25 protein-coding genes and 1 rRNA gene are annotated in these 23,666 nt (G+C 40.2%); 6 read left to right on the top strand and 20 right to left on the bottom strand.

Going from position 1 to position 23,666, the window contains the following annotated elements; all coding sequences use genetic code 11:
• Window positions 1-12 precede the first annotated feature (12 nt).
• The 5 genes from EHO58_RS03195 to EHO58_RS03175 form a co-directional block, all read right to left on the bottom strand.
• Window positions 13-990, bottom strand: coding sequence for a M23 family metallopeptidase (locus EHO58_RS03195; protein ID WP_135627765.1), 978 nt, complete (start codon window positions 988-990; stop codon window positions 13-15).
• Between the two features lie 46 nt (window positions 991-1,036).
• The gene (locus EHO58_RS03190) at window positions 1,037-2,407 is read right to left on the bottom strand and encodes a cytochrome P450 (RefSeq protein ID WP_135627766.1); all 1,371 of its coding nucleotides are present in this window, start codon (window positions 2,405-2,407) and stop codon (window positions 1,037-1,039) included.
• A gap of 118 nt (window positions 2,408-2,525) precedes the next feature.
• On the bottom strand, window positions 2,526-2,906 hold the full coding sequence (locus EHO58_RS03185; protein ID WP_135627767.1) for a hypothetical protein: 381 nt from the start codon (window positions 2,904-2,906) through the stop codon (window positions 2,526-2,528).
• Between the two features lie 11 nt (window positions 2,907-2,917).
• Window positions 2,918-3,430: an RNA polymerase sigma factor gene (locus EHO58_RS03180; RefSeq protein ID WP_135627768.1), complete on the bottom strand. Its 513-nt coding sequence runs from the start codon at window positions 3,428-3,430 to the stop codon at window positions 2,918-2,920.
• Window positions 3,431-3,440: 10 nt separating this feature from the next.
• Window positions 3,441-4,019 (bottom strand): hypothetical protein, encoded by a 579-nt coding sequence (locus tag EHO58_RS03175; RefSeq protein WP_135627769.1) that lies wholly within the window; start codon window positions 4,017-4,019, stop codon window positions 3,441-3,443.
• 249 nt (window positions 4,020-4,268) lie between these two features.
• On the opposite strand from EHO58_RS03175, the gene EHO58_RS03170 reads away from it, so the two are divergent.
• Window positions 4,269-4,931, top strand: a complete 663-nt coding sequence (locus EHO58_RS03170) for a SanA/YdcF family protein (RefSeq protein ID WP_244241072.1) — start codon at window positions 4,269-4,271, stop codon at window positions 4,929-4,931.
• Here EHO58_RS03170 and EHO58_RS03165 read toward each other — a convergent pair.
• A complete protein-coding gene (locus tag EHO58_RS03165; protein ID WP_135678573.1) occupies window positions 4,928-5,872 on the bottom strand; it encodes a GDP-mannose 4,6-dehydratase in 945 nt (314 codons plus the stop codon). The genes EHO58_RS03170 and EHO58_RS03165 overlap by 4 nt on opposite strands.
• Before the next feature lie 81 nt (window positions 5,873-5,953).
• Here EHO58_RS03165 and EHO58_RS03160 point away from each other — a divergent pair, with 81 nt between their 5' ends.
• From EHO58_RS03160 to EHO58_RS03145, 4 genes are read left to right on the top strand one after another with little or no spacing between them, the layout of a single operon-like run.
• Entirely contained in the window at window positions 5,954-6,958 is a 1,005-nt protein-coding gene (locus tag EHO58_RS03160; RefSeq protein WP_135627772.1) for an LIC_10202 family protein, read from the top strand.
• Window positions 6,955-8,055: a glycosyltransferase gene (locus tag EHO58_RS03155; RefSeq protein WP_135627773.1), complete on the top strand. Its 1,101-nt coding sequence runs from the start codon at window positions 6,955-6,957 to the stop codon at window positions 8,053-8,055. Before EHO58_RS03160 ends, EHO58_RS03155 begins: the two co-directional genes overlap by 4 nt.
• Window positions 8,052-9,125: a glycosyltransferase family 4 protein gene (locus EHO58_RS03150; protein WP_135678571.1), complete on the top strand. Its 1,074-nt coding sequence runs from the start codon at window positions 8,052-8,054 to the stop codon at window positions 9,123-9,125. Before EHO58_RS03155 ends, EHO58_RS03150 begins: the two co-directional genes overlap by 4 nt.
• Complete coding sequence (locus EHO58_RS03145) at window positions 9,109-10,404, top strand: glycosyltransferase family 4 protein (RefSeq protein ID WP_135678569.1); 1,296 nt, start codon at window positions 9,109-9,111, stop codon at window positions 10,402-10,404. Before EHO58_RS03150 ends, EHO58_RS03145 begins: the two co-directional genes overlap by 17 nt.
• Before the next feature lie 3 nt (window positions 10,405-10,407).
• On the opposite strand, the gene EHO58_RS03140 is transcribed toward EHO58_RS03145, so the two are convergent.
• From EHO58_RS03140 to EHO58_RS03125, 4 genes are read right to left on the bottom strand one after another with little or no spacing between them, the layout of a single operon-like run.
• Entirely contained in the window at window positions 10,408-10,728 is a 321-nt protein-coding gene (locus EHO58_RS03140) for a DMT family transporter (RefSeq protein WP_135627776.1), read from the bottom strand.
• Window positions 10,725-11,540 (bottom strand): inositol monophosphatase family protein, encoded by an 816-nt coding sequence (locus EHO58_RS03135; RefSeq protein ID WP_135678567.1) that lies wholly within the window; start codon window positions 11,538-11,540, stop codon window positions 10,725-10,727. Before EHO58_RS03135 ends, EHO58_RS03140 begins: the two co-directional genes overlap by 4 nt.
• Before the next feature lie 12 nt (window positions 11,541-11,552).
• Entirely contained in the window at window positions 11,553-11,894 is a 342-nt protein-coding gene (locus EHO58_RS03130; RefSeq protein ID WP_135678565.1) for a YkvA family protein, read from the bottom strand.
• Between the two features lie 33 nt (window positions 11,895-11,927).
• Window positions 11,928-12,866 carry an RluA family pseudouridine synthase gene (locus EHO58_RS03125; RefSeq protein WP_135678562.1) on the bottom strand — a complete coding sequence of 313 codons (939 nt, stop codon included), beginning with the start codon at window positions 12,864-12,866 and terminating at the stop codon, window positions 11,928-11,930.
• 148 nt (window positions 12,867-13,014) lie between these two features.
• On the opposite strand from EHO58_RS03125, the gene loa22 reads away from it, so the two are divergent.
• Window positions 13,015-13,575, top strand: coding sequence for an OmpA family outer membrane lipoprotein Loa22 (gene loa22 / locus EHO58_RS03120; protein WP_135627780.1), 561 nt, complete (start codon window positions 13,015-13,017; stop codon window positions 13,573-13,575).
• An 89-nt stretch (window positions 13,576-13,664) separates the two neighbouring features.
• On the opposite strand, the gene fumC is transcribed toward loa22, so the two are convergent.
• The 10 genes from fumC to rrf form a co-directional block, all read right to left on the bottom strand.
• Complete coding sequence (gene fumC / locus EHO58_RS03115) at window positions 13,665-15,059, bottom strand: class II fumarate hydratase (protein ID WP_135627781.1); 1,395 nt, start codon at window positions 15,057-15,059, stop codon at window positions 13,665-13,667.
• Between the two features lie 83 nt (window positions 15,060-15,142).
• Entirely contained in the window at window positions 15,143-17,248 is a 2,106-nt protein-coding gene (locus EHO58_RS03110) for a hypothetical protein (RefSeq protein ID WP_135678560.1), read from the bottom strand.
• A gap of 137 nt (window positions 17,249-17,385) precedes the next feature.
• Window positions 17,386-18,648, bottom strand: coding sequence for a malic enzyme-like NAD(P)-binding protein (locus EHO58_RS03105; RefSeq protein ID WP_135627783.1), 1,263 nt, complete (start codon window positions 18,646-18,648; stop codon window positions 17,386-17,388).
• Between the two features lie 59 nt (window positions 18,649-18,707).
• Window positions 18,708-20,084 carry a tRNA uridine-5-carboxymethylaminomethyl(34) synthesis GTPase MnmE gene (gene mnmE / locus EHO58_RS03100; RefSeq protein WP_135678558.1) on the bottom strand — a complete coding sequence of 459 codons (1,377 nt, stop codon included), beginning with the start codon at window positions 20,082-20,084 and terminating at the stop codon, window positions 18,708-18,710.
• A gap of 6 nt (window positions 20,085-20,090) precedes the next feature.
• On the bottom strand, window positions 20,091-20,801 hold the full coding sequence (gene jag, locus EHO58_RS03095; protein ID WP_100722502.1) for an RNA-binding cell elongation regulator Jag/EloR: 711 nt from the start codon (window positions 20,799-20,801) through the stop codon (window positions 20,091-20,093).
• 22 nt (window positions 20,802-20,823) lie between these two features.
• Complete coding sequence (gene yidC, locus EHO58_RS03090) at window positions 20,824-22,677, bottom strand: membrane protein insertase YidC (protein WP_135678556.1); 1,854 nt, start codon at window positions 22,675-22,677, stop codon at window positions 20,824-20,826.
• A 2-nt stretch (window positions 22,678-22,679) separates the two neighbouring features.
• Window positions 22,680-22,907 carry a membrane protein insertion efficiency factor YidD gene (gene yidD, locus EHO58_RS03085; RefSeq protein WP_135627786.1) on the bottom strand — a complete coding sequence of 76 codons (228 nt, stop codon included), beginning with the start codon at window positions 22,905-22,907 and terminating at the stop codon, window positions 22,680-22,682.
• Window positions 22,904-23,224, bottom strand: a complete 321-nt coding sequence (rnpA, locus tag EHO58_RS03080) for a ribonuclease P protein component (RefSeq protein WP_135678554.1) — start codon at window positions 23,222-23,224, stop codon at window positions 22,904-22,906. Before rnpA ends, yidD begins: the two co-directional genes overlap by 4 nt.
• Before the next feature lie 9 nt (window positions 23,225-23,233).
• The gene (gene rpmH, locus EHO58_RS03075; RefSeq protein WP_020769764.1) at window positions 23,234-23,395 is read right to left on the bottom strand and encodes a 50S ribosomal protein L34; all 162 of its coding nucleotides are present in this window, start codon (window positions 23,393-23,395) and stop codon (window positions 23,234-23,236) included.
• Between the two features lie 139 nt (window positions 23,396-23,534).
• Window positions 23,535-23,651 (bottom strand): 5S ribosomal RNA (gene rrf, locus EHO58_RS03070).
• Window positions 23,652-23,666: the final 15 nt, after the last annotated feature.

Below are 23,666 nucleotides of genomic sequence, written 5' to 3'. Positions count from 1 at the left end.
GATTATATAAAATTAATATTGGCCGAAACCTACTTTCATATAATCCATAGGATCGGTGCGGTTCGATTCTCCGATCCATACTTCATAATGAAGGTGAGGACCAGTTACGTTTCCTGTGGCTCCCACAGTAGCAATCCTCTGCCCTTTATGGACATATTCACCTTCTCTCACTTTTAAGGAAGTACAGTGACCATACAAACTATAGTATCCGTTTGCATGAGCGATCACAATATGATTTCCGTATCCTCTGTTGGAGTAAATTGCTCTGTAAACTCTTCCGTCTCCGGTGGCCGCGATATCCGTTCCAGGGACGTTTGCTAAGTCCACTCCGTCATGGAATTCCATGTACCCAAAAGTAGGGGACCTTCTCATTCCATAATAAGAAGTTAAATTATAAGATAATAATGGTTCTCCGAATGGGAGAGAATTCATGATGCCGTATCTGGAATCCAAAAAGTTAAATACAGAATCCACAAGAGCCTTATTCTTTTCCATAGAAACTCTTACTGCGCGATATCCATAAATTTCAGAAAGATAAGATCTTCCGAGCATTAGATCCTTATCTACTGCCTCTTCTACCTTTAATTCAGTAGCAGCTAAGTCCTCTGAGTCTGACTCATCAGGAAGTTTAAGCAACTCATCCGACTCGCCATCAATCAAAGAATGAACTTCTTGTAAATTTTCGTTCAGACTCGCGAAATCGTCCCGGATATCTCCTAACTTTTCGCTGTATTCGATATACTCATCGAAATATTTTCCGTAAACGGAAGCGAGTGCGTTGATCTGGATCCTGGTATTATTATAACGAACGATTCCTAAAACTGCGATCCCAACGATTGCAAACAATAATCCTACTAAGAAGAAGATTGTGAAGATAGAAATTTGGAAGTGAAATGACTTATCGAATCCATGAGGGATTAAAAGAACCGTCAGCCTTTGGTGACCTTTTTCTTTTACCTGGTCGATGCGTTTTTTTATCATCTTTTCCATGGTCGAAATCCCTCTGGTAGAAGGATTCCGGCCGGGAAAGATAGGGTCAAGTGGAAACTATGTTTAATAGAATTCCATACTTCGGTCTTAATGTGACTAAAGGTTCCATAACGACAGGATGATCCGAAACCGTTTGGAATTTGTAGTTTTTGACCAACATTGCAAGTATCAGTGTAGCTTCCGTTAATGCAAAAATATTACCGATACAGATCCTTGGTCCTCCTCCAAATGGAAGATATGCATATTTAGGTCTATCTGCAGATCTTTCTTCATCAAAACGATCCGGATCAAACTTGTCAGGATTTTCCCAAAAATCTGGATTTCGATGAATATTAAAAATACAGATGGAGATATTAGTTCCGGTCTCCACATCATAACCACCAATTTGGTCAGGACCCATTGCAGTCCTTTCGATCACCCAAGCAGGAGGATATAATCTCAAAACCTCATCCAATACTTTGCGAGTGTATGTCAATTTTTGAACATCTTCCAAACTAGGAGTCTTATCTCCCAAAACTCTATTTGCTTCTTCTCTTACTTTTTCACAAATATCAGAATGTTTAGATAGAAGATAAAATCCCCAAGACAATGCATTTGCAGTTGTTTCATGTCCCGCAAGAAGAAGTGTAATTGCCTCGTCTCGAACTTGACTTTCACTCATAGTTTCGCCTGTTTCTTCGTCTCGAACTTCCAGAAGCATAGAGATCAAATCGTTCGAAGGATTTTTTTTACGTTCTGCAATTAACTCATCTACTACAGAATGCATATCTTTCAAGGCGCGTTTGAGTTTTAAATTTTCAGGAGTAGGCCAACTGAAAGGAAATGGAAAAATACGAGTGATTCTTTTAGTGACCAACTCAAGTGCGATCTTTAAAGAATGTTCTATCCTGGCAGCGTAACTTTCTACTTCAGTTCTGAATAAAGTTCTGCCTACGATTGCAAACGTTAGTCGCATCATTTCTTTAGAAATATCTAAGCTCGAAATCTTCTTCCAATTTTCGGAAGTTTTTTCGGTTTCTTGGGCCATGATCTCTACGAACTCAGAGATCCTTTGCTTATGGAAAGAAGGTTGGATAAGTTTTCTCTGCTTCTTCCAAAATTCTCCTTCACTATTCAGTAAACCTTTACCTAAGATCCTACCGAGCTCCTTATAAAAAACTCCCTTATGATAGTTCTGGTTGTTCTCTTGAAGGACTCTTTTGATATCTTCCGGCTGTGTGATTAAATGAAACACAACCTGTCTTAATCCGAATCGTGCTGAATTTCCGAATTTGGACTGCATCAATTGGAAAAATCCGATCGGATCTTTTGCCAATTTAGAAACGTAAGGAAGTGCCCGGATTCCGAAAACTCCAGGAGGAAGATTCGGTTTATTTTTTTTGGTGCGACCTGAAGTCGGTTCGTGCAAGGAAAACAAGAGTGTACTCCTAGTCCAAGAAGGACATTTGGATTAGTTTCACCCAACCAATCCTTGCCGCAATTCTATGTAACAACCGCTATATTAGCAAGCTGAGTTTGTATTTATTTTTAAAAACCTATCTGCGTTCGAAAGAAGTTTCGATCAACGCATCCATATCCATTAAGGAAGAAGAAGGTACAGTGGAAGAACTAGTATCCTCCTGATTCAAATCAGGAGTTTGCATACTAGTCTCCGCATCCTCGAAAGTTCCTTCGATCTGCTCTTCTATCAAGACCTGCCAGTCTCCGGATTCGGATTCTCCCTCAGGCTGAAAATAAAAAGAAGATAGACCAAGACCTACGATAACAAGTCCGCTAAACGAGAAGATGAAAAATCGCTTAAAGCTAGCGATCTTGCGCCTTCTCATTATCTTTGCAGAGATATTATCACTCCATTCGTAACTTTCTAAACGACGGAAAATCTCTTGGTCTAACTTTTCTTTGTTTCTATCTTCCATTTCCGATTATCTCAGGTCTCTTGAAAAAATAACTTCTTTAGCATTTGTTTGCCTCGGAAAGATCGGGATTTAACTGTTCCTTCCGGAATTCCCAATTTCTCTGCAATCTGTTGCTCTTTATATCCTTCGGAAACTAATGCAAGCACAGACTTGTATTTCCAAGGAAGATTGGAGATCAGATCCTGTAATTCGATATCCATTCCAGAATCAGCATATTCTTCTCTTGGGTTTAGAATAGAATCTTGAGTAGCTTTTTCCTTCAGCTTCATCGCAAGGTTTGCCTGGCGCATACGCTTCTGGTTCATTCTCAAGGACTCATTCCTTGCAATTGTATACAACCAAGTACTATGGGAAGAATCTCCCCTGAACTTATTAGCTGCTAAACTTTTATAAGCACGGATATAAGTTTCTTGAACAACATCATCGATGGTATCGTAAAACTCTTCGTATAAATTCTTTTTAATCGCGGAGAGTACGATATGTTTCGTACTGTCTATTAGTCCGGCAAATTCTCTTTGGTCCATTTTAGTTTCCTTATCTCAGGATGCCCGGCACAGGCAAAATTATTCTCTCGGGAACAAACAGATTCAAGGGGAACCCTGGAGCTTCCCTATGCTCCTCGGGTAGGGTAACTATTTCCCTTTCCTTTCCCCTCTTTTTTTGCTCTGAGGATAAAACCCTTTCGATCGCGAGCCGATGCGCGATTTGATTCATCCGGATTTCGGATGTATACTTTGCAATCGCGTTAACGAGAAGTCGAACTTTGATCAGGTCAGGATTTTCATCCATTAATACCAGTTCGAGTTCGACTTGTTTCGGAGATAATCTACGAAGCCATCTTTCATGCTCGTTTTTATATCTCCGGTTCAGCTCAGCGATACGTTCGAGTTGGGTGTCTGTAAGAATATAACGATTTTTAAATGAATCTAGGTCACCGAAAACTACTCCGGCTGCTCTTTCATTACGGTAGAAGGAGACGGTGCGAATAGGTCGGGCAGTATGAAAACTAGTTTTAGTATCTTCTGAGAAAAGATACGCCGGCGTGAGGAACACACCGGCCAGAGCAACTCTGACGAATGAATTCAGGAGATTCATGAGTCTTACTCGGTTCATAACCTAGTGTATCCTAAGACCCCAAGGTAGCCGCCATGTTTCCAAATATCGATCTAAATTTTTGGTCCGGAGAAAAAAGAAATCCTGTATCCCGTAAAGAGAACATAATTTGGGGGAAAATCGAGATTTTGGGGAAAATTCCTTTTCCAGAACCGGATCTTTGGCATATTCTCCCCTTAAAGTACTATGGACTTTGGACTAAAAAACCAGGAAATCCAGAAAACTCCCGGAGCCTTTTCCAGAGGAAGGATGAGACTTGCGGTTTTACTCGCCGTCGCCATATGCATTGGCATCCCTGCTTCCATAGATCTCTCTATCGAATGGGATTACGAAAACAGAAGTATTCATGCGGGAAATTATCGCTCTCTCAAACCTGCGACAGTTGCAATTGTTCCGGGCGCTTCCGTTTATAAAGGAATTCCTTCTCCCGTTTTGCAGGACCGTTTAGATTGCGCGATAGAACTTTATAAACAGGGGAAGGTCCGTAAAATTCTTCTCTCAGGTGATAACGGAACCAGCTATTACAATGAAGTAAAACCGATGCTGTTGTACGTTTTAGAAAGAGGAGTCGATGAAAAAGACGTGTTCGTAGATCATGCAGGTTTTAGAACCCTGGATACTTTGGTAAGAGCAAAGGAAATTTTCCAAGTTAAGGACGCGATCTTCGTGAGCCAAAGATTTCACCAACCTAGAGCTGCTTTCATTTCTAAAAAAATAGGATTAGATCTACAATCTTATGAATCGGATAGAAGGATCTATATTAGCGGACCCACAAGTAGATTCAGAGAATTTTTTGCAAGAACCTTGGCCTGGATCGATATGAACCTGACTAATACTGCCCCAAAATATTTGGGGAAACCGTTTCCTATAGAAGGAAGCGGAGTCAAAACCTGGAAGGGTTCCGTAATTTAAGAAGAATATTCTGTTTTTCGAATATGCTCGAAAATTTCTCTGACTGATTCTTTTACTGAAATTCCAGGAGCCCATCCTAAAGATTTTAATTTAGAATTATTTCCCAGAGATCTTTTCATTTCTGCAGGTCTCAATCTTGCGGGATCTTGTTTAGAAACTAATTTAGAATCCGCAAATTCTAAGATCCATTGTAAGACTTGAGAGATGGAAGTCTCGGCGCCAGAACATATATTATAAACTTCTCCGTTTATTCCTTTGTTTGCTAGAAGAATATAAGCTTTCACTACATCAGTGACATGCAAGAAGTCTCGTGTTGGAGTTAAATCCCCTACTAAAATTTCGGAAGAAACGTTTTTGGAAATATTCTCCAATACCTGTTTGCAAAAATTCGGGACCACAAAGTTAGGATTCTGCCCAACACCTATATGATTGAAAGGTCTTGCGATCACAGTTTCTATATTTTGATAAGAACGAGAATACTGAAGACAATATGTTTCTGCAGCAAGTTTGGAAGAAGCATATGGATTCACAGGACTTGGGAGAAGATTCTCTGAAACTGGAAGTTGTTCTTCTTTTATATTTCCATATACTTCAGAAGAAGATATATAGACTAGTTTCACTTTTTTACCGGAACGTTTAAAACATTCTAAAATATTCAATGTGCCTGCCACATTGATCAGTAATGTTTCTTCCGGATTTTCGATTGATCTAGGAACGAATGTTTGTCCTGCTAAATGGAATAATACATCTGGTGAATAGGACTCGAATACTTGTTGGAGAGATTGGATATCCCTGATATCACAAACCTTATAAGGAAAGGAAAACTCCGTATTTTTAGGATTCATTCCCAGGCCCAGAAGTTCGGACTCTGATTTTTGTGTAAGTTCTCGGACCAGATAAGATCCTACAAAACCTTCCGCTCCTGTGACCAAGTATTTCATGTTTGTTATGATAAATCGAAGTAAAAATACGATTGTTTTGTCGAATAAGAAAAAAACAATCGAATAAAAGTCCGGGCTCCCATGGAAGAAAGATCTTCAGATATTATAGAAATCAAGGACAGCTCGATCAATGTCCGCGAGCTCATGGAAGAAATAGAATCCAGGCTTGCCAGAAGACCAGTTTCCAAGGAAGAATTAGAACGTCTTTCTCGTTGGAAGTTTTCTCCTCAGTCCCCTGAAGGATACAGAGAATTTGACGCTGCAGAAACAGCTCATTTATTCGAAAAAGGGATCTCCCCTCCTAAGTTCACCAATCCTAAATTTAAGTACATCCGAGGCCCGATCCGTTGGTTGTTCATCAAACTGATCGAGTTGTATGCGTTTCTAGATAAAAAACTTTCTGAAAACAGAACTCGCGCATTCTACAGTGTTTTGAATGAATTGATTCTCTTAAGAGGAGATCATGAAAAATTAAAACGTAAGTTTGAAAAATTCTATAATGAGTTTGTAGAGCTAAATTATACTCTTAAAAAAGAGATCAGTCCCGAATTCGTTTGGTCCAACGAGTTTTTATACGAAGAAGAAACTCTAGAAGAAAGTGAGACTCTCATTCTTTCCAGATTGAATCCTGGAGATTCAGTTCTTGCGATCAATCCTGAATGGGGAAAATTTCTAAAACAACTCTTAAAGGCGCAGATAGAATTCAAAGCTGTCACTTGGAATAAATCCCAGTATTCTTATATCAAAGAAAATATAACGAACTCAGTGTCCCTTCTATCCTTTGAAGAAGTTCTACCCGAGTCCCCTCTTCCTTCTAAAATTATTTCCAATACCAATCTATGTCTTTTGCCAAATTGGGTTTTAGAAAAACTTTTCAAATCCTTAGCTTCTAAAACTTCAAGTGGGACAGAGTTCATTTTTAGATATTCCAATTATTCGAATAGAATGGTCTCTCCTTTTCAACCGATCCTCCTGACTCAGATCAGTGAGTCCGCATTCAGAGAGTTCTTACAAAAATTAGGTTTTAAGAATATAGTGGATACCAAAGCCGGAGACGGTTTTTCGGTGTTTAGTTTCAGAAAATGAACGCTTATCTCCATATTTCCGAATTTAGGGATAAGGACGGGATCGGGAACGATATCAAAGGTTTAAGAGAAGTTTTAAATTCTTCCGGTATCAAAACGGAGATCGTCTGCCAAAATGATCTGAGCGACGGCTCTATCAAAACTTTACAAACAGAAGAGCTTCGTAACGAAAGTAGTTTATCTTCGAATTCCATGCATATTTTAGAGTATGGAGGTTCCGGATATCCGATTGATTCTTTTCTGTCTTTTCCCGGCAGAAAATTTGTTCGTTATCAAAATATAACTCCTCCTAAGTTTTTCAAACCTTTCGTTTCTCAGGATATATTCAGAAGTTTCGAACTGGATTATAAAAAATCCATATTAGAATTACATAAACTAAAAAGATCCATAGAACGTTTTCTTCCCAGCTCCAAATATAGCGCCTCTAATTTGGAAGATCTCAACATAGTAAATTCAAGCGTTCTACCGATTGTTAGAAAGTACGGATGGAAGGGAGAAAAACGAAATCGTAAGAACGGTTATACTCTCGGTTATGTGGGAAGACTGGTCCCAAGCAAAAAGATAGAAGATATCCTGTTCTTAGCTTATTTTCTGAAAAGAATAGAACCTAAATACAGGATCTTACTGATCGGAAATGTTCCAAGTATTTTCGAGGATTATTTTACCAACTTAAAGCAGATGGCAAGAGAACTCGGGATCGGAGGAAACGTTCAATTCAGAATGGGGGTCCAAGATTCCGAACTACCCAGATTTTGGGAAGAGATGGATGCTTATATAAGCATGAGTGAACACGAAGGTTTCGGGATCCCTCTTGTAGAAGCATTGAGTTATGATATTCCAGTTTTTGCATACGCTTGCACTGCCGTTCCGGAAACGTTAAAGGATGCAGGATATCTTTTTCGAAAAAAAGATATAAGCAGTTTAGAAAAATTAGCAGAGTGGATCCATTTTATATTAGAATCCCAATCTTCCTCGCGCCCTGTGGATGGCCCTCATGCTTCTTCCAAAAGAAGAGAAGTATGTATGGATTATGATTCCATGCCTTACGGAAGAGTTTTAAAACAGATATTCACATTTAAAGAAACGGCCGCCTCATGATCTTCAGGAAAAGAGGAGTTCATCAATTCGCTGCCGGTTTTAATTTGGGGGATGCAATTTCCAATGAAATGAATTCCTTAAAATCCGTTTTTAAAAGGATAGGGTATTCTTCCGAAATTTATGCGGAAAATACCGGCCCAGGAACGGATGCATTTGTAAAAAAATATAAGGCATATTCTTCCAATAGCAAAGATATTATAGTTTATCACCATTCTATCCATTCGGATGTTTTGGAAACTGTTATAAAACCGAAGAATTCTAAAGTCCTAATATATCATAATGTAACTCCGGGTCATTTTTTCGAAAAATATGATCTAAAGCTTACGTATCTTCTCCGCAAAGGAAGAGAGGAATTAGAATCTTTAAGAAACAAATTCGATAAGGTATTTGCTGTTTCGGAATACAATAAGTCGGAGCTTGTGGATCTGGGTTTCGAAAATGTGGATGTTCTTCCAATCACTTACCAACTTCCGCAAGGAAGACAAAGTCCTAAGGAAAATTTTCCTAAGAATAGACCCAATATTCCCCGTTTCTTATTTGTAGGAAGGATTGCTCCGAACAAAAAGCAAGATGATCTCATCCGATTTGCATTCCATTACCTCAAGGCATATGGTCCTGAGTTCCAACTTTTTATGGTAGGTTTCAGTTCCAAAGAATTGTATCTATATAGAGAAGAATTGGAACGTATGCTCGATTTTTATAAATTGAGAAAGAATGTGATCATCACTGATTTTTTATCCGACGAAGAATTGAAATCTATGTATTTGAACTGCGATCTTTTCTTGTCCATGAGCGAGCACGAAGGTTTTTGTGTTCCGTTATTGGAAGCGATGGTGCATAATATTCCGATCCTTGCATTCGATGGTGGCGCGGTAGGGGAAACTCTTTCCGGTGCCGGGATCTTATTCAAAGAAAAAAGAATGGATATGATCGTGGAACTCGCCCACAAGATGGTTACAGATCGAGGCTGGAAAGACTTAATACTTGAGACCCAACAAAGACGATTATCTTCCTTTTCACAGATCAACGCAGAAACAGTATTGAGGCCGGTCCTTGCTAGACTCTCGTAGAAGATTAGCCGTAGTTACTCCAATTTTTTCGGATCATATCTCAGGTGGTTCCGAAAAATTAATCTATCAATATACTCTAATATTATCCAAGTTTTACGAGGTTACCGTTCTTGCGAGTCGCTCCCTCGATTATATCACTTGGAAAAACCAAATCCCGATTAAAGACTTAGAACCTGTGCTTCTCGGAAAAGATTTGGAGAAGAAGGTGAGTAGAGAATGGATAGAACCTGAGCCTGGAAACAGGATCCGAGTTTTAAGATTTTCCGTAGATAAAGAAAGGAATATCTCTAAATTTAATAGATTTTCGGACAAACTATTCCGAAATTCCGAACCGGGAAAAAGTATAAGTTCCCAAGAAGAAAAAGAAAGGATATGGGTCGATATGCAAGGCCCTTATTGCCCCGACTTGATCCAATACATTGAGACAAACGAAAGGGATTACGATGTATTCGTCTTCGTTTCTTATTTATATTACCCTATGGTTTATGGACTTCCTTTAGTCGCAAAGAAGTCTGTTGTAATTCCCACATTGCATGACGAACCTCCCGCAAAATTATCCGTATATTCCAATCTATTCAAAGACGACTCGGCTTATTGTTTCAATACTCCCGAAGAAAAAGATCTGTTTCATAAATTATACGGATACGAGCCAAGCCTTGGAAATGTGATCGGAATGCATTTGGAAATTCCGGAAGAAACGGAGAAGAGAACGCCTGAGAAAAAAAATCCCCAAGACTCATTCCAGTTCTTGTATGTGGGCAGGATAGATGAAGGAAAAGGAGTATTGGAAATGGCCCAATACTTTTCCGAATGGCAAAAAAGAAGCGGCCGAAACGACAAATTGCTTCTGGCAGGAAGAGGAGATTCCAAACTTCTACAAAGAATATCAAAGTTTTCTCATGTATCTCCTTTAGGTTTCGTAAGTGAAGAGGCAAAGGACGAGATCATCCGTTCTTCAGATATCCTGATCAACCCTTCTCCTATGGAAAGTTTTTCCATTATTATCATGGAGGCTTGGATCCGCAAAAAGGCAGTCTTAGTTAACGGAAGATCAGATGTTCTGAGAGGACATTGTCTCAGAAGTAATGGTGGTTTATATTATTCGGATCTAGACAGCTTTTGTGCAGTTGCAGAATACTTAGTAAATCATAGCAGAGAAAGAGAAGAGATGGGCTTAAACGGTAAAAGATACGTTCAAGCGAACTTCAATCCTGATATCGTGGAAAAAAAGATCGCCCATATCGTAGAAAGATGTATCAGAAGAAGATACTCCGAGTAAAATTTAGTCCCCGCCTAAAAACTTCAATCCGATCACCGATAATATCAAAGTAGAAAGGAAAAAGATCCTCCAAGTATTGATAGAATCTCCGAAGGAAAGAATTCCGATGATCACGGTTCCTGCAGCACCAATTCCGGTCCAAACTGCATACGCAGTTCCAAGAGAAATATTCTGAGTTGCCTTGTTCAGAAAGTAAAAACTTAAAACGGCGAATACAAAGAACCCGAGAGCATATCTCCAGTCCTTAAAACCGTCGGATAATTTCATACAAGTAGTAAATCCTACTTCGAAAAATCCTGCTAATACCAATAAAACCCAACTCATATATCTAAATACTCCTGCAAGATCTCGACCATTTTTTCATGCAATACTCCGTTAGACGCAATTAGACTGGTCACATACGGATGAAATGTATTGTTCGCATAAGTGCTTAACTTGCCGCCTGCCTCCTGAAGAATAGCTGCTGCTGCAGTCATATCCCAAGGTTTTAGATCTTCTTCCCAGAATGCATCGAACTTACCTTCGGCCACCCAGCAAATATCTAAACCTGCGGATCCAGTCCTTCTCACACCTCTGGATCTTAAGATGAATTTTTTCAAATTGAACATGAGTTGTTCTATCTTCTCTTCTCTATCATAAGGAAAACCTGTGCAAAGAAGAGCTTTTTTGATCTCTTTGGTTTCGGTTACTTTGATAGGAGTTTTATCTTTGAACGCACCTTCGCCCAACATTGCGTGGTATACATGTCCTAATGCCGGCATAGGAACGATACCCATCACTGCGGATTTATTTTCTAGATCTTCTAATCCTATACAACAGCAATAGAGAGGAATACGATGAGAATAATTTACGGTTCCATCCAAAGGATCTATGATCCATTTGAATTGTGAATTTCCTTCGTAGTTACTTCCTTCTTCTCCTAAGATATGATCATTCGGGAATGCTTTTCTGATCTCGGAGACGATCAATTCTTCGGAACCCTTGTCTGCGATCGTGACTAAGTCCGATTCTATATTCCCTTTAAAGGAAATTTGTAGATCTTCTCTTTCGTGAGTTTTTTTCAGGAACTCCGAAATAGTAGGGACGAAGTTGAGGAAATGTTGGTATCTTATTTTGATTTCGTTTTGGTAGCTCATTGGAGAAGTTTTTCAATTCTCCAGGGTACCCTCAGGATTGGAATCTAAAAAATCCGCCGCCTTCTTCTTATGTTCTTCTTTTACATACATGGATGCAGCTGCTAAAACAGCAGCGACTACTCCTGCGTCGTCTATATAACCTGCTCCAAATAAAATATCCGGGATTGCATCAAAAGGGGTAAGAAAATAAGCAAGTGCACCTGCAATCGTAAGTTTTGCTTTTAGGGGTGTAGAAGGATCCAACATCGCATAGTATAAAGCGATCGCATCCGCAAGGAAAGGAACCTTTCCCGCAACCTTCTTCACCTTAGGCCAAAAACCTTGTTTGATCTTTTCTATCTTATCTTCTTCCATAAGTATTACTTATTATATACGATCCGAATTCTGTTAAAAATTCTCCAAATTACTTTCGAAATTTTCGAATCTTTCGGGAGGATCTAAAACGATCTGCACTTCTGCCCCTGTAAAAGGATCCTTGAATTCTAACCAATAAGAAAGAAGTAAAAGTCCGTAGTTCTCAAAAAGTGCGGCATTTCTAGAATAAAGAAGGTCCCCAACCACAGGGCATCTTAAGCTCTGAAAATGGACTCTAATCTGATGAGTTCTTCCTGTCTCCAAATCAGCTTCGATTAAAGAGAACTTTCTACCGTTTTTGGAAACCGCAGTTTTTAAGATCCTGTAATGAGTAACTGAGGCTCTACCTTTTGTAGTCACAGTCATCTTCAATCTTTCTATCGGATGTCTCCCGATCGGCCTATCTATCGTACCTTCTCCTTCCGGAAGTGTGCCCTGAACCCAGGCAAGATATTTCTTGGTAATATTCCTTCTTCTAAACAACTCGGAAAGTTTTGCATGTGCTTGATCATTCTTAGCTACAATCATGATCCCTTCCGTCGGTTTGTCTAAACGATGCACGATACCAGGCCTTGATTCTCCTCCAATACTCGAAAGCTCCTTAAATTTGTAGAGAAGTCCGTTAACCAAAGTAGCAGATCTATCTCCAGGACCGCTATGAGACGCAATACCTGCGGGCTTACGAATGATCAGATACTGCGGAGTTTCTTTTAAAACTTCTATGTCCATTTTTACAGGAGTTAAGTTCAATGGAGGTTTAGGAGGAACTGATATATGAAAGTTTTCTCCGGAACTTACTTTGTAGGATGATTTCAGTAGAATTTTTCCGGAACCATCTTTAACCCAACCTGAATCGATCCAATGTTGTATGGAAGCTCTGGAGATCTCATCTCCTAGATAATCCTTTAAAAATCGATCGAGTCTGGATCCCTCAGAGTCGGCGTTAACTTCGGCATGAAGTTCCAGATTCATAATAGTTCTCCTAAGAAATATATAAGCAGGGAAAACGTGTCCCTTTCGCACAGAGGTCTAAAAAAGATTTCCCATTTTGCGAGAATAGGTATATTTTGGATAAATTCATCGAAATAAACCCCTACCCTAATCAAGGAAGGAATACAACATGGTAAAAAAAATTCTCAATATCCTGCTCATCGGTGCAACGGTTTTTTCCTTAGCTCTTTGCTCTTCTGCAGACAACAAAGACCAAGCGGCTCCTGAGCCTGGAGAACAAAATTCCGCAGCTTCTCGTAACGTCAACGTAGACTCTCCTGCAGACGCTATCAATAATCAAATTAAAGACTTCCGTTATCCAGACGGGATCACTCGTCCAGGATTCAGCTACAAAAAAGCTGATGTTAGCGCGGGAGATTTCAGCGAGTGGGCAAAAGTTAATATTTCTGTTCTTAAAGACGGAATTTCTAAACTTCCTGATTCTTGGGCATTAGAGATCACTGGTCACACTGACCAAGTAGGACCTGAAGAAGCAGAAGGTGATAAAAAAGGAAACGTTTTCTACGGAGAAATTCGTGCAAAAGCGGTTAAACAATCCTTAGTTAAGCAAGGAATTCCTGCAGCACGTATCGTTACAAAGAGTGCTGGTTCTTCTTCTCCAGTTTCCGGATTGGATGCAAAAGACCCTAAAAACCGCAGAGTAACCTTCAAATTTGTTCAACAACAATAATCAGTAGGGTTTCGATCCGAACTAAAAAGGCAGTGTTTTCACACTGCCTTTTTTTATACCTATACGGTTTTTAGATCTTTTAGAAGGGATCAATCTACACTTGGGGAGATCATTTTTTCCGGAAGAACCCATTGATCAAATTGCTCGGAAGTCAATAAGCCAAGTTCAATCCCGGATTCTTTCAGACTAGTTCCTTTCTTGTGAGCATTCTTAGCGATCTTAGCCGCATTATCATAACCGATATGCGGATTTAACGCAGTCACAAGCATCAAACTATTCTTCAAATGTTCTTTGATGTTCTCCTTATTAGGCTCGATCCCTCTTGCACAATGTTCTTCGAAAGAAACTGCAGAGTCGGCTAATAGACGGATAGAATTCAGAACATTATGAATGATCAAAGGTTTGAAAACGTTCAGTTCGAAGTTTCCGGAAGCACCACCTATATTCACAGCCACATCATTCGCGATCACCTGAGAGGCTACCATAGTCATTTGTTCTGACTGAGTAGGGTTCACTTTTCCCGGCATGATAGAAGAGCCTGGCTCATTCTCCGGGATAGAGATCTCACCAATTCCACATCTAGGACCGGAAGATAACCATCTCACATCATTTGCAATCTTCATAAAAGAAGCAGCGATCGTTTTTAGAACTCCATGAGTTTCTACCAAAGAATCATGAGCGGCTAAAGCCTCGAATTTATTCTCCGCAGAAGTAAAAGGAAGTCCGGTTTCTTTAGCGATCTGAGCTGCAGCTTTTACGGCAAATTCAGGATGAGTGTTCAATCCTGTTCCAACTGCAGTTCCACCTAAAGCTAATCTGTATACGGAAGGAAGAACGGACTTCACTCTTTCAATATTATACTCTAGTTGTTTTACGTAACCGGAGAATTCTTGGCCAAGAGTTAAAGGAGTCGCGTCCTGTAAGTGAGTTCTTCCGATTTTGATGATATCTTTGAACTCTTCAGACTTCTTCTTTAGAGTATTCTTCAATTGTTCTAATGCGGGCAAAAGTTTATTCACTAATTGTTCCGCAGCAGCAATATGCATAGCTGTTGGGAAAGTATCGTTAGAAGATTGAGCCTTATTTACATCATCATTCGGATGGACTGGTTTTTTAGAACCTTTTACCCCACCTGCAATCTCAATCGCACGATTAGAGATCACTTCGTTAGAGTTCATATTAGTTTGAGTTCCGGAACCTGTTTGCCAAACGCTTAGAGGAAAATGTTCATCCAATTTTCCTGAAATCACTTCGTCTGCAGCTTGAACGATCAGATTTTTTTTCTCATCAGTCAAAAGACCAAGCTGACCATTTACGATTGCTGCTGATTTTTTAAGAACTCCAAGAGCACGGATCATTTCCCTTGGGAAACGATCGTTCCCGATATGAAAGTGATGAAGAGATCTTTCGGTTTGAGCACCCCAGTATTTGGAATCGTCTACCTGGATTTCTCCCATGGAGTCGGTTTCGATTCTAGTTTTCATGAATCCTCCGTTCAATAGTAATGAATTGATCGGGTTGGATTTTCCGGGATCGGAACGAATGTCCTAATCAGAACTTGGAGTGATCACTCGTCTCGGAATTTGCGAAGAGTATCCGCTAGGGCTGCAAACTCCGGTTTTTTGGCGGTGACATTCTCCAAATATTCCAAGGTAGAATCCAACCAGGCGGAATCGGATTCCAACTCTTTCCGTATAAATACATGCCGGATAGAATTCATGGAGCGAATCTCGATATATCTCCGCTTCTGGTCATAATACATAAGGTCGGCTACTTTGTCTTTTCCGAATTCCGGAGAAGAACTAGCATTCACTACTTCATCCAGCCAGATTATTCCGTTATTTTTACGGTCCACGTAATCTATCGCTTTCTGAACCTTAGCTGGGATCAAAGTAGATTTCTCTTTAGGGCCCATTAATACGCCCAAAGACTTTTTCTTTTTAGGAGCTTCCTTTTCGGGCTCCGCAGAAGGTCCGCTAGTTTGGGATTTCTTAGTCTGTTTGGAAGATTGGAATTCGTCTGCAGGCTCTATGTCTTTTTTAGGAGAAGGAGAAATATTCACACCGAACAAACCAAGTAACCATTCCAAAAGTTTTACCAAGATAGACTTTGAATCCTGGATCGCTTTCAGTCTTTGTTTTTCAGTTTCTTTTTCCCAATCAGCAATCGCTTTAGAAAGTCGGATCTGATCATCTATCACTAGTTCGGAATCCACACCTTCAGTGACATCCTTTAAAAAAGCGTAAATTCCTTTAGGCTGTCCGTTTTTACGGATCAAAGTGTGGATAGAGGTCCTTCTTTCCTTATTCGTTAAGAAAGAAGAAACCACATTTTCTAAAGCGAGCGCCACTATACCGGGACCTGCACCTGTCACTTTTTCTCTGGTAAGAATATCATTTCGAGTTTTGAATCTTTCCAGTACCTGACTCAAAACTTCCGTTTTAGTAAGGCCTGCTGCTTGGATAGATGAGTCTTTGATCTTTAAAGCGCCTGCGTCCACAACAAGCGGTTCTTTAGATTCTCTAATACGAATTACTATATCACTAAAAGCTAAATTAATCAGAGATTCTTTTCTCAAACTAGAAAGAGAAGACATTGAACTTAATAATATATCGAAAGCTTGTAAGAATATATCCGAGCCTTCCCAAGTTTTTCCCGAAGTAAACGCCGGGTGTTTGGATAATTCTCTTAAATAGTCCACACCTTGTTCCGTACCGGACGCTTTGATCCACCCAGCCTGTTCTCCGGGAAGGAGCGAAATTAAGATCTTTCTAGACAAACCTATGAATAATTCGAAAATGATCTCTAACTCAGTCTCTTCGTTTGCATTCGGTTTTTTAGTATCAACAGAAATTTCACCTACAAGTTCTTCTAAAGAAGGTTGGATAACATGAAATTCCAAATGAAGTCTTAATAAAGGAGAGCGGTTCCCTCTTTTTTCTAATGCAAGCAACGCATCCGGAACTGCTTTGATCTGAGATAAAAAGGCTACGATCTCGTTCGGTTTTTTGCTCAAAAGAGAAATTAAAGAAGTTAGTATATCTTCTCTGATCTTAAAATTCCTTTGCAGAAAGGATTCTACAGAAAGAGTTTTAACATTCCTCATAGAATATGGAAGATTTCTGGAATCTTGGAAATCCAAAAGATTTCCTTTCTCATCGGTATTCAGATATTGTCTGATTACCCAGTCCCTTAACTCTCCGGCAGACCTTCTATCCGCTAGATTGATATCTCTTCGGACAATGAATTGTAAAAACGCAGCCGCAGACTGAGCCAAACAAGCGGATTTGATCTTTTGGATCTGGTCCGCTCTTCTGGAAGCCGGACGAATAGCTACATTAGCTAATCCTAATTCTTTTGTTTCTTCCGAAACGAATAGATATTGATAGAGAACGAATCCGTTCTTATCTTCGAAATATTTTAGATCCGCAGGTTTTAAGAATTGTAACTGCTCGAATTTTGCGAGAGCGAAAGGAGAATAATTGAATAAGAAGAAGTTCTCTACTCCCTTCTCAATTAGATCCAAATCCCTCATCGCTTTGGGAGTTGTTTGGAGAAGAAGATTACGAAGTTCCTCTTCCGGGATCAGATCGACACGATCTACCGGAATTACACCCTCTTCCGAGAGTGGATTCGAAGCCGGGGGCGTGGAATTATTTTCCATTTCGGGCATAAATTCTTCCCTTTTGCTCCGATCTTGATTTAGCTTTTTGTTCTAAGCTGAGCTAGTATAATATTTTCGGAAACAAACACATGCTTTCTTGAGCAAGTTCTAAGGGTTTAGACGCCAAATTCTGAAGATTCCCGGTTTTAAGACCTCATCAAACCTTCTAAGAAGGAAACGTAATTTTCCCGTCCGGGATAAGGTCTTCTTGCTGTTCCACTTTGGACTGCAGCTTCCGCAACTGCCGGAGCCACATGATATAATACCCTTTGGTCAAAAGGTTTTGGGATCAGATAATCAGGACCGAATACGAATTTTTCTCCGCCATACGCAAGACTAACCGCATCCGGAACTTCCATCCTAGCGAGTTCTGCCAAAGCACGAGCCGCAGCTAATTTCATTTCCAGAGTGATATGTTTAGCTCTTACGTCCAAAGCTCCTCTGAAAATAAACGGGAAACCTAATACGTTATTCACCTGGTTCGGCATATCGCTTCTTCCAGTTCCCATAATAATATCAGGACGAACCTTTTTAGCTACCGCATACGGAATTTCAGGATCTGGATTTGCCAAAGCAAAGATAACCGGGTTCGGAGCCATGGATTTTACCATGTCTTCGGTTACCATATCGGCTACGGAAACACCCACAAAAATATCCGCATCTTGCATAACGTCTGCAAGAGTTCGAGCGTTAGTCTTCTGAACGTATTTTTGTTTGGTAGAATTTAGATCGGTTCTTTCGGTATGGATCACACCTTTTGTATCCACTAAGAAAATATGTTCTTTTCGGATACCGATATGTTGGACTAATTCTGCGATCGCGATCCCTGCAGCTCCAGCTCCACAGACCACCATCTTTACATCGCTCGGACGTTTTTTATTGATCTCGAACGCATTCAACAATCCTGCAACGGTGATGATCGCTGTCCCATGTTGATCATCATGAAAAACAGGGATATTCATCGCTTTGATGAGTTCTTCTTCTATATAAAAACTTTCAGGAGCCTTAATATCTTCTAGGTTGATCCCGCCGAAAGTAGGCTCAAGCATTTTGACTGCTTTTATAAAATCATCCGGATCTTTCGCATCGACTTCTATGTCAAAAACGTCTATCCCTGCGAATTTTTTGAAAAGTACCGCCTTACCTTCCATCACAGGTTTTCCTGCGGCAGGTCCGATATCTCCCAGACCTAAAATTGCGGTTCCATTAGTGATAATTCCGACCAGGTTTCCTTTATTGGTGTATTCATACACCAGATCCGGATTTTCTTTAATTTCCAGACAAGGGTAAGCAACTCCCGGTGAGTATGCTAAGGATAAGTCGAATGAATCTTTAGTCGGCTTTGTCGGAACAACTTGTATTTTACCCTTTGGATGAAGGGAATGATATTCGAGGGATTTTTCTCTCATAACGATAAAACCAATTTTTCGACGATCGGGCCTAGGTTCTATTCTATTTCTGAAAGAGCTTATTTCCCAACGCAGAATTTACTAAAAATTCTTCCTAAAATTTCTTCGGTGTCCACTCTTCCATTTACTTCTCCGATTTGTTCCAATGCGGAATCTATTTCTTTGATGTAAATCTCAGCCGGGGCGCCTTCTTCTATTAAAGTCAGACAGTTTTCCAGGCTTCGAGTGATAGAAGAAAAATGAAATCTGTTCCTTTCTTCCAAAAGGACATAATCTTCAGAACTTTCCAAACCTTGCAGTTTTGTGGAAATTTCAGAAACCAAAGTATCCAATCCTTGTTTCGATTTACAGGAAACTTCGACCAAGACTGTTCCAGGATAATTTTTCTTTAAGATAAATTGAGAATCCCAGCTCTGGTCCCTTATATCTGATTTATTTGCTGCAACTATGGCGCCTTCTAGTTTGGATCTGTTCTCTTCTGCAAACTTGTCCCAATCATTCTTTTGAGAGACATCTATCACAAAAAGTCTTACGTCCGCTTGGGAGAACTCCTTCTCACTTCTTTCAATTCCCATCTTCTCTATCTTATCGCCGGTCTCTCGAACACCTGCGGTATCGATGAGTCTGATTGGAACTCCGGAAAGCAAAAAATCCTCACTGATATAATCTCGAGTAGTTCCAGGAATTTCAGAAATAATAGAACGATCTCTTCCCAGGATCAGGTTCATCAAACTAGACTTGCCCGTATTCGGTTCTCCGTACAGAACAACTCTGCTTCTTTCCAAGAGAGTTTCTGTATCGCTGGATCTTTTTAGGAGGTTGGAACAAATATCTGAAATAGAACGAATTCTTTTTTTTCTTTCTTCAAGGGATTCGAAGGTAAGATCTTCTGTGGAAAAATCGATCTCAGCTTCGCATTCCGCTTTCAGAGAGATCAATTGGCTTCTAAGATTCGAAGCGAGTCTGGAAATTTCTCCGAATGCATTTTTTTGGGCCAATTCCAATTCGAATCTAGAACGAGCGCCTATAATTCTTCCGATCGCTTCCGCTTCATTCAGATCTATTTTACCATTTAAGAATGCTCTTTTAGTGAATTCGCCTTGTTTGGCTGGCCTTGCTCCGGAACGAAACAAACATTCTAAAGCTTCTCTGAGTAAGATAGGATTTCCGTGAGTGTGTATCTCGCAAAGATCCTCTCCCGTAAAAGAATTCGGTCCTGCGAAATAGATAAAAACTACTTGGTCTAATTTTTTCTCCCCATCTACAAAACGACAGGTATATGCATTACGAGGTTTGATAGAAGAAAGAGGAAGGGCTCCCTCAAAAAAGGATAAATGCCTATAAGCGATAGGAAGTGCTTCCGGTCCGGATAACCTGAGAATGCCAATGGCACCGGCCCCGGAAGCTGTGGAGATAGCTGCTATCGTATCAGCCACGACTGATCAGTAGTCGTTTACTTCCTCGAGTAAGTCCCCGTTAGGGCTTTTTTCGACGACGTCTTTGTACTTGTGTCTGTCTTTCATCGGAATGATACGAACTTTTTTGTAAGTTCCATTTCCTTCCGATCTGGTGAAAACTTTTTCGTTCTCTTGAAGAGCCATGTGAACGATCCTTCTTTCGAAAGGATTCATTGGCTCAAGTAATTTGGACTTACCTGATTTTGCTACAGAAGAAGCTACTGACTTGCTCAATCTGATCAAGGACAGTTCTCTTTTGTCTCTATAAGATTCAGTATCCAATACGATCTTACGACCGTGACGGATTTTTGAATCTACCATCAGGTTTACCAAAAATTGAAGGGCGTCTAAAGTAGCTCCTCTCTTTCCGATAATCAGTCCGGATTCGCGGCTGGTAAGTTCAATATAGATCTTTCCATCCACATCTCCCATTCCGACAACTTCCGCTTCTACTCCCATCTTGCGGAGAAGTGTAAGTACTACTCCGTGGATGATCTTTTCAGCCGGAATATCGAAGTTCGTAACAAATGCTCGAACTACTGCCGGTTTTTTTTGTGTTAAACCTAAAAATCCAGACTTACCGGATTCGACAGTTTCAAAACGAATGTCTCCGGGTTCTAGTCTTAAGGTTTCTAACGCGATCTCTTCAGCCTCGGCTTTTGTTTTTCCTTCGGCTTCGAAAATATAGTTTTCCATATCGTATCCTCGATATATGAATTCACACTTTTACAGGGGTTTCGTCTTTCTTACGAATATTGGTTACCCACTGTTGAGCAATGGAAAGGACGTTAGTCACAGTCCAATACAATGTCAGTCCGGATGGCATACTCCAAAGGAAGAACACCATCATCACCGGCATTAAATACATCATCATTTTTTGGTTCGGATCAGTTTGCACTGAAGTCAGTTTCATAGAAAGGAACTGAGTTCCGACCATCAATAATACTAGTAAATTAATAGAAAGTCCGGCTGCTGCGAGATAAGGGATTGCTGGAGAAGTCCAGATAAAATCAGGCTCGCTCAAATCTGAGATCCAAAGGAATGGAGACTTCCAAAGATCGATCGTATCTGCAAACGCAACGTATAATGCGAAGAAGATAGGAAGTTGGATCAGCATAGGAAGACATCCGCCCAATTGAGAGAGTGGATTCATATTATGCTTTTTGTATAACTCCAACATCTTCTCTTGTTTTTTTGCCGGATCGTTAGCATACTTCTCATTTAACTTTTTAAGTTCAGGAGAAAGTGCGCTCATCTTCTTCATTGCCTCTGCCTGTTTTTGGTTAAGAGGATAGAAGACTAATTTGAATACTAACGCAAAGAGTAGAATACCGAAACCATAACTTGGAATGGTATATTTATAGGATTGTTGTAAAAACCAAACGATACCGTTTCGGATCGGAGTGAAAATACCTTGGTTGAATGATTTGTTTAGGTCGGCACTTAAACCTATAAAAGTGGACTTAGGATTTTTGAAAGGATCCAATTTAGGATCTCTAAATAACATCCCGTCCCATTCCCTGATACCTACATAGTTTGCAAATTCCAGAGTTTCTTCTTTCCCTGGATCTAAAGTGATATTAGAATAAGCTAAGATAGTTCCTGTTTCGTTCTTCTTTCTGTTATCTAAAAGAATTCCTTCTGCAGGATGATTCAAAGTATCAGCTGCTGCCAAGAAGTAACGGCTACCGGAACCGATATAGTCGACACCTTCTCCGCTGCTCCAAACTTCCTTATAAAATTCGTTTCCGTTCGGATGTCCGAAGATGAAGTTACGAATTCCTTCCCAGAATCCCCAAGCATCCCCGCCGTCAGCAAAGTCTTTTTCGCTTCCGTCCATTCTATATACACGGAAGAATTTAGACAATTCCTGAGTGTTTGCTTCTCTTTCTAATGGAAGAGGTCCCAAACTTCCGAAAGTTCTTAAGTAAGCGGGTTTTTCGCGATCCCCAAAAAAGAGTTTATCTTTTCCAAGGTTGGTGATGGAGATCTCTGTTTTGAAATAATTTTCGTGAGGGAAGAATCTAAATACTTTTTTAAGTAGAACACCTTTCTCTGTCGCAGTGAATGTAATACTTTGATCTTCTTTGTTTTCTTCTGCTTTAAAATTCAGATGGTTCCATTCGGAAGCGGCTACATCTTCTTTTCTATGAGAGAAGTTGAAATCGAAACCTTTTCCTCTGGAAAGTTCGATCGCCTTGATCTTCTCACCTTCTACTTCAATCTCTTGGAAATCAGCTCTGGTGATGTTGATCTCGGTTCCTTCTACATTCTTGTAATTGCGAATATAGAATTTTTCGATCCTTCCGCCTAAACTGGAAAGAACAACTATATGCGCTTCCGTTTTGAATGTAAAAGTTTTTACATCCTTAGGATTCGTAGCCGTAACAACAGGTTTAGGTTCTACCTTAGTTTCCTGTTTTACGTTTTCCTTATTTTCAACAGGAGTTTGTTCTGTCTTCTGTTGCTGTTTCGGTTTTCCAGCTTCCGGGTTGAAGTAATAGGTTACTAAGAACCAAACTCCCATGGATAAAATTAACGCGAGAAAAAGTCTGTTTTGTCTATCTTCCATTCCTAATTCCTTCTAGGGTTGGGTGGTAAAGGGTCTTCGCCAGCGGCGAATAGTGGATTACATTTTAAGATTCGTTTAGTGCTTAGAAAAGTCGCCGACAAGAAATCATATTCTTGGAAAGCCTGCATTGCATATTCAGAACAGCTTGGATGAAATCTGCAGGAAGGCGGAAGAATAGGTGAGATCCAACGTTTATAAAATCGGATCAGAAAGATGGCTAGTCGGTTCATTTTAATCTACGAGCTAATAGACCCAAACAAGCCAGAAGTTCGGTATGATCTTTTTCGAATAGGCTCGGTTTCGCAAGTATCGCGATATCGAAACCCTTTGGAAAAAAGCCTGCCGTTTCGGCCACGGCGGCTCTTAATCTTCTCCGTATCCGGTTTCTGCGAACGGCCTTTCCGACCGAACGTTCAGGGCAGTATAAAAACCTGTTTTGTTCCAGGCCGTTTCCCCGATAAATCACCGTGAGAGGAGGATTGGTTACCCGTTTTCCGGAAGCAAAAAGTTCCCGGATATCCTTCTTGGATGTAAGTGTCTCTTCTATATGGGTTCGTTAGAATTTTTTACCAGTTCTTTCGTCAGAAACGGTCAGCTTGTAACGGCCTTTAGCTCTTCTGCGGGAAAGGACTTTTCTTCCGCCGGCAGTCGCCATTCTGGCGCGGAATCCGTGGGTACGGGCACGTTTAATCCGGCTGGGTTGGTATGTTCTTCTCATATGGTTCCCTGTATCTCTAAGATTGCGTTTTAAGACCCTGGGTAAGTCTTACCGGTTTACATTTTTTCCGGAGAACCGAGGGTCAATCCGTTTCTTTAGCGGATTTTCACTATTAAATATAATGGAATAAATAATGGCAACCCGGCAACGTCCTACTCTCCCACACAGCGAACCATGCAGTACCATTAGCGATGAGAGGCTTAACTTCCGTGTTCGGGATGGGAACGGGTGTGACCCTCTCTCTATAATCACCGAGAATCTATGGACAGTT

The organism is Leptospira selangorensis, assembly GCF_004769405.1.
In the GTDB taxonomy this organism is placed as follows: Bacteria; Spirochaetota; Leptospiria; order Leptospirales; family Leptospiraceae; genus Leptospira_B; species Leptospira_B selangorensis.
This window is presented reverse-complemented; position numbering and strand designations above follow the sequence as displayed.

Excerpts from the sequence above, each read along its gene's own strand:
- EHO58_RS03130 (WP_135678565.1), bottom strand. The coding sequence starts at position 11,894 with ATGGAAGAAGATAAGATAGAAAAGATCAAACAAGGTTTTTGGCCTAAG.
- EHO58_RS03140 (WP_135627776.1), bottom strand. The coding sequence starts at position 10,728 with ATGAGTTGGGTTTTATTGGTATTAGCAGGATTTTTCGAAGTAGGATTT.
- yidC (WP_135678556.1), bottom strand. The coding sequence starts at position 22,677 with ATGGAAGATAGACAAAACAGACTTTTTCTCGCGTTAATTTTATCCATG.
- EHO58_RS03135 (WP_135678567.1), bottom strand. The coding sequence starts at position 11,540 with ATGAGCTACCAAAACGAAATCAAAATAAGATACCAACATTTCCTCAAC.
- EHO58_RS03180 (WP_135627768.1), bottom strand. The coding sequence starts at position 3,430 with ATGGACCAAAGAGAATTTGCCGGACTAATAGACAGTACGAAACATATC.
- EHO58_RS03175 (WP_135627769.1), bottom strand. The coding sequence starts at position 4,019 with ATGAACCGAGTAAGACTCATGAATCTCCTGAATTCATTCGTCAGAGTT.
- EHO58_RS03125 (WP_135678562.1), bottom strand. The coding sequence starts at position 12,866 with ATGAATCTGGAACTTCATGCCGAAGTTAACGCCGACTCTGAGGGATCC.
- EHO58_RS03170 (WP_244241072.1), top strand. The coding sequence starts at position 4,269 with ATGAGACTTGCGGTTTTACTCGCCGTCGCCATATGCATTGGCATCCCT.
- EHO58_RS03155 (WP_135627773.1), top strand. The coding sequence starts at position 6,955 with ATGAACGCTTATCTCCATATTTCCGAATTTAGGGATAAGGACGGGATC.
- EHO58_RS03185 (WP_135627767.1), bottom strand. The coding sequence starts at position 2,906 with ATGGAAGATAGAAACAAAGAAAAGTTAGACCAAGAGATTTTCCGTCGT.
- EHO58_RS03160 (WP_135627772.1), top strand. The coding sequence starts at position 5,954 with ATGGAAGAAAGATCTTCAGATATTATAGAAATCAAGGACAGCTCGATC.
- EHO58_RS03165 (WP_135678573.1), bottom strand. The coding sequence starts at position 5,872 with ATGAAATACTTGGTCACAGGAGCGGAAGGTTTTGTAGGATCTTATCTG.
- EHO58_RS03105 (WP_135627783.1), bottom strand. The coding sequence starts at position 18,648 with ATGAGAGAAAAATCCCTCGAATATCATTCCCTTCATCCAAAGGGTAAA.
- fumC (WP_135627781.1), bottom strand. The coding sequence starts at position 15,059 with ATGAAAACTAGAATCGAAACCGACTCCATGGGAGAAATCCAGGTAGAC.
- EHO58_RS03150 (WP_135678571.1), top strand. The coding sequence starts at position 8,052 with ATGATCTTCAGGAAAAGAGGAGTTCATCAATTCGCTGCCGGTTTTAAT.
- EHO58_RS03110 (WP_135678560.1), bottom strand. The coding sequence starts at position 17,248 with ATGCCCGAAATGGAAAATAATTCCACGCCCCCGGCTTCGAATCCACTC.
- yidD (WP_135627786.1), bottom strand. The coding sequence starts at position 22,907 with ATGAACCGACTAGCCATCTTTCTGATCCGATTTTATAAACGTTGGATC.
- jag (WP_100722502.1), bottom strand. The coding sequence starts at position 20,801 with ATGGAAAACTATATTTTCGAAGCCGAAGGAAAAACAAAAGCCGAGGCT.
- rpmH (WP_020769764.1), bottom strand. The coding sequence starts at position 23,395 with ATGAGAAGAACATACCAACCCAGCCGGATTAAACGTGCCCGTACCCAC.
- loa22 (WP_135627780.1), top strand. The coding sequence starts at position 13,015 with ATGGTAAAAAAAATTCTCAATATCCTGCTCATCGGTGCAACGGTTTTT.
- EHO58_RS03195 (WP_135627765.1), bottom strand. The coding sequence starts at position 990 with ATGGAAAAGATGATAAAAAAACGCATCGACCAGGTAAAAGAAAAAGGT.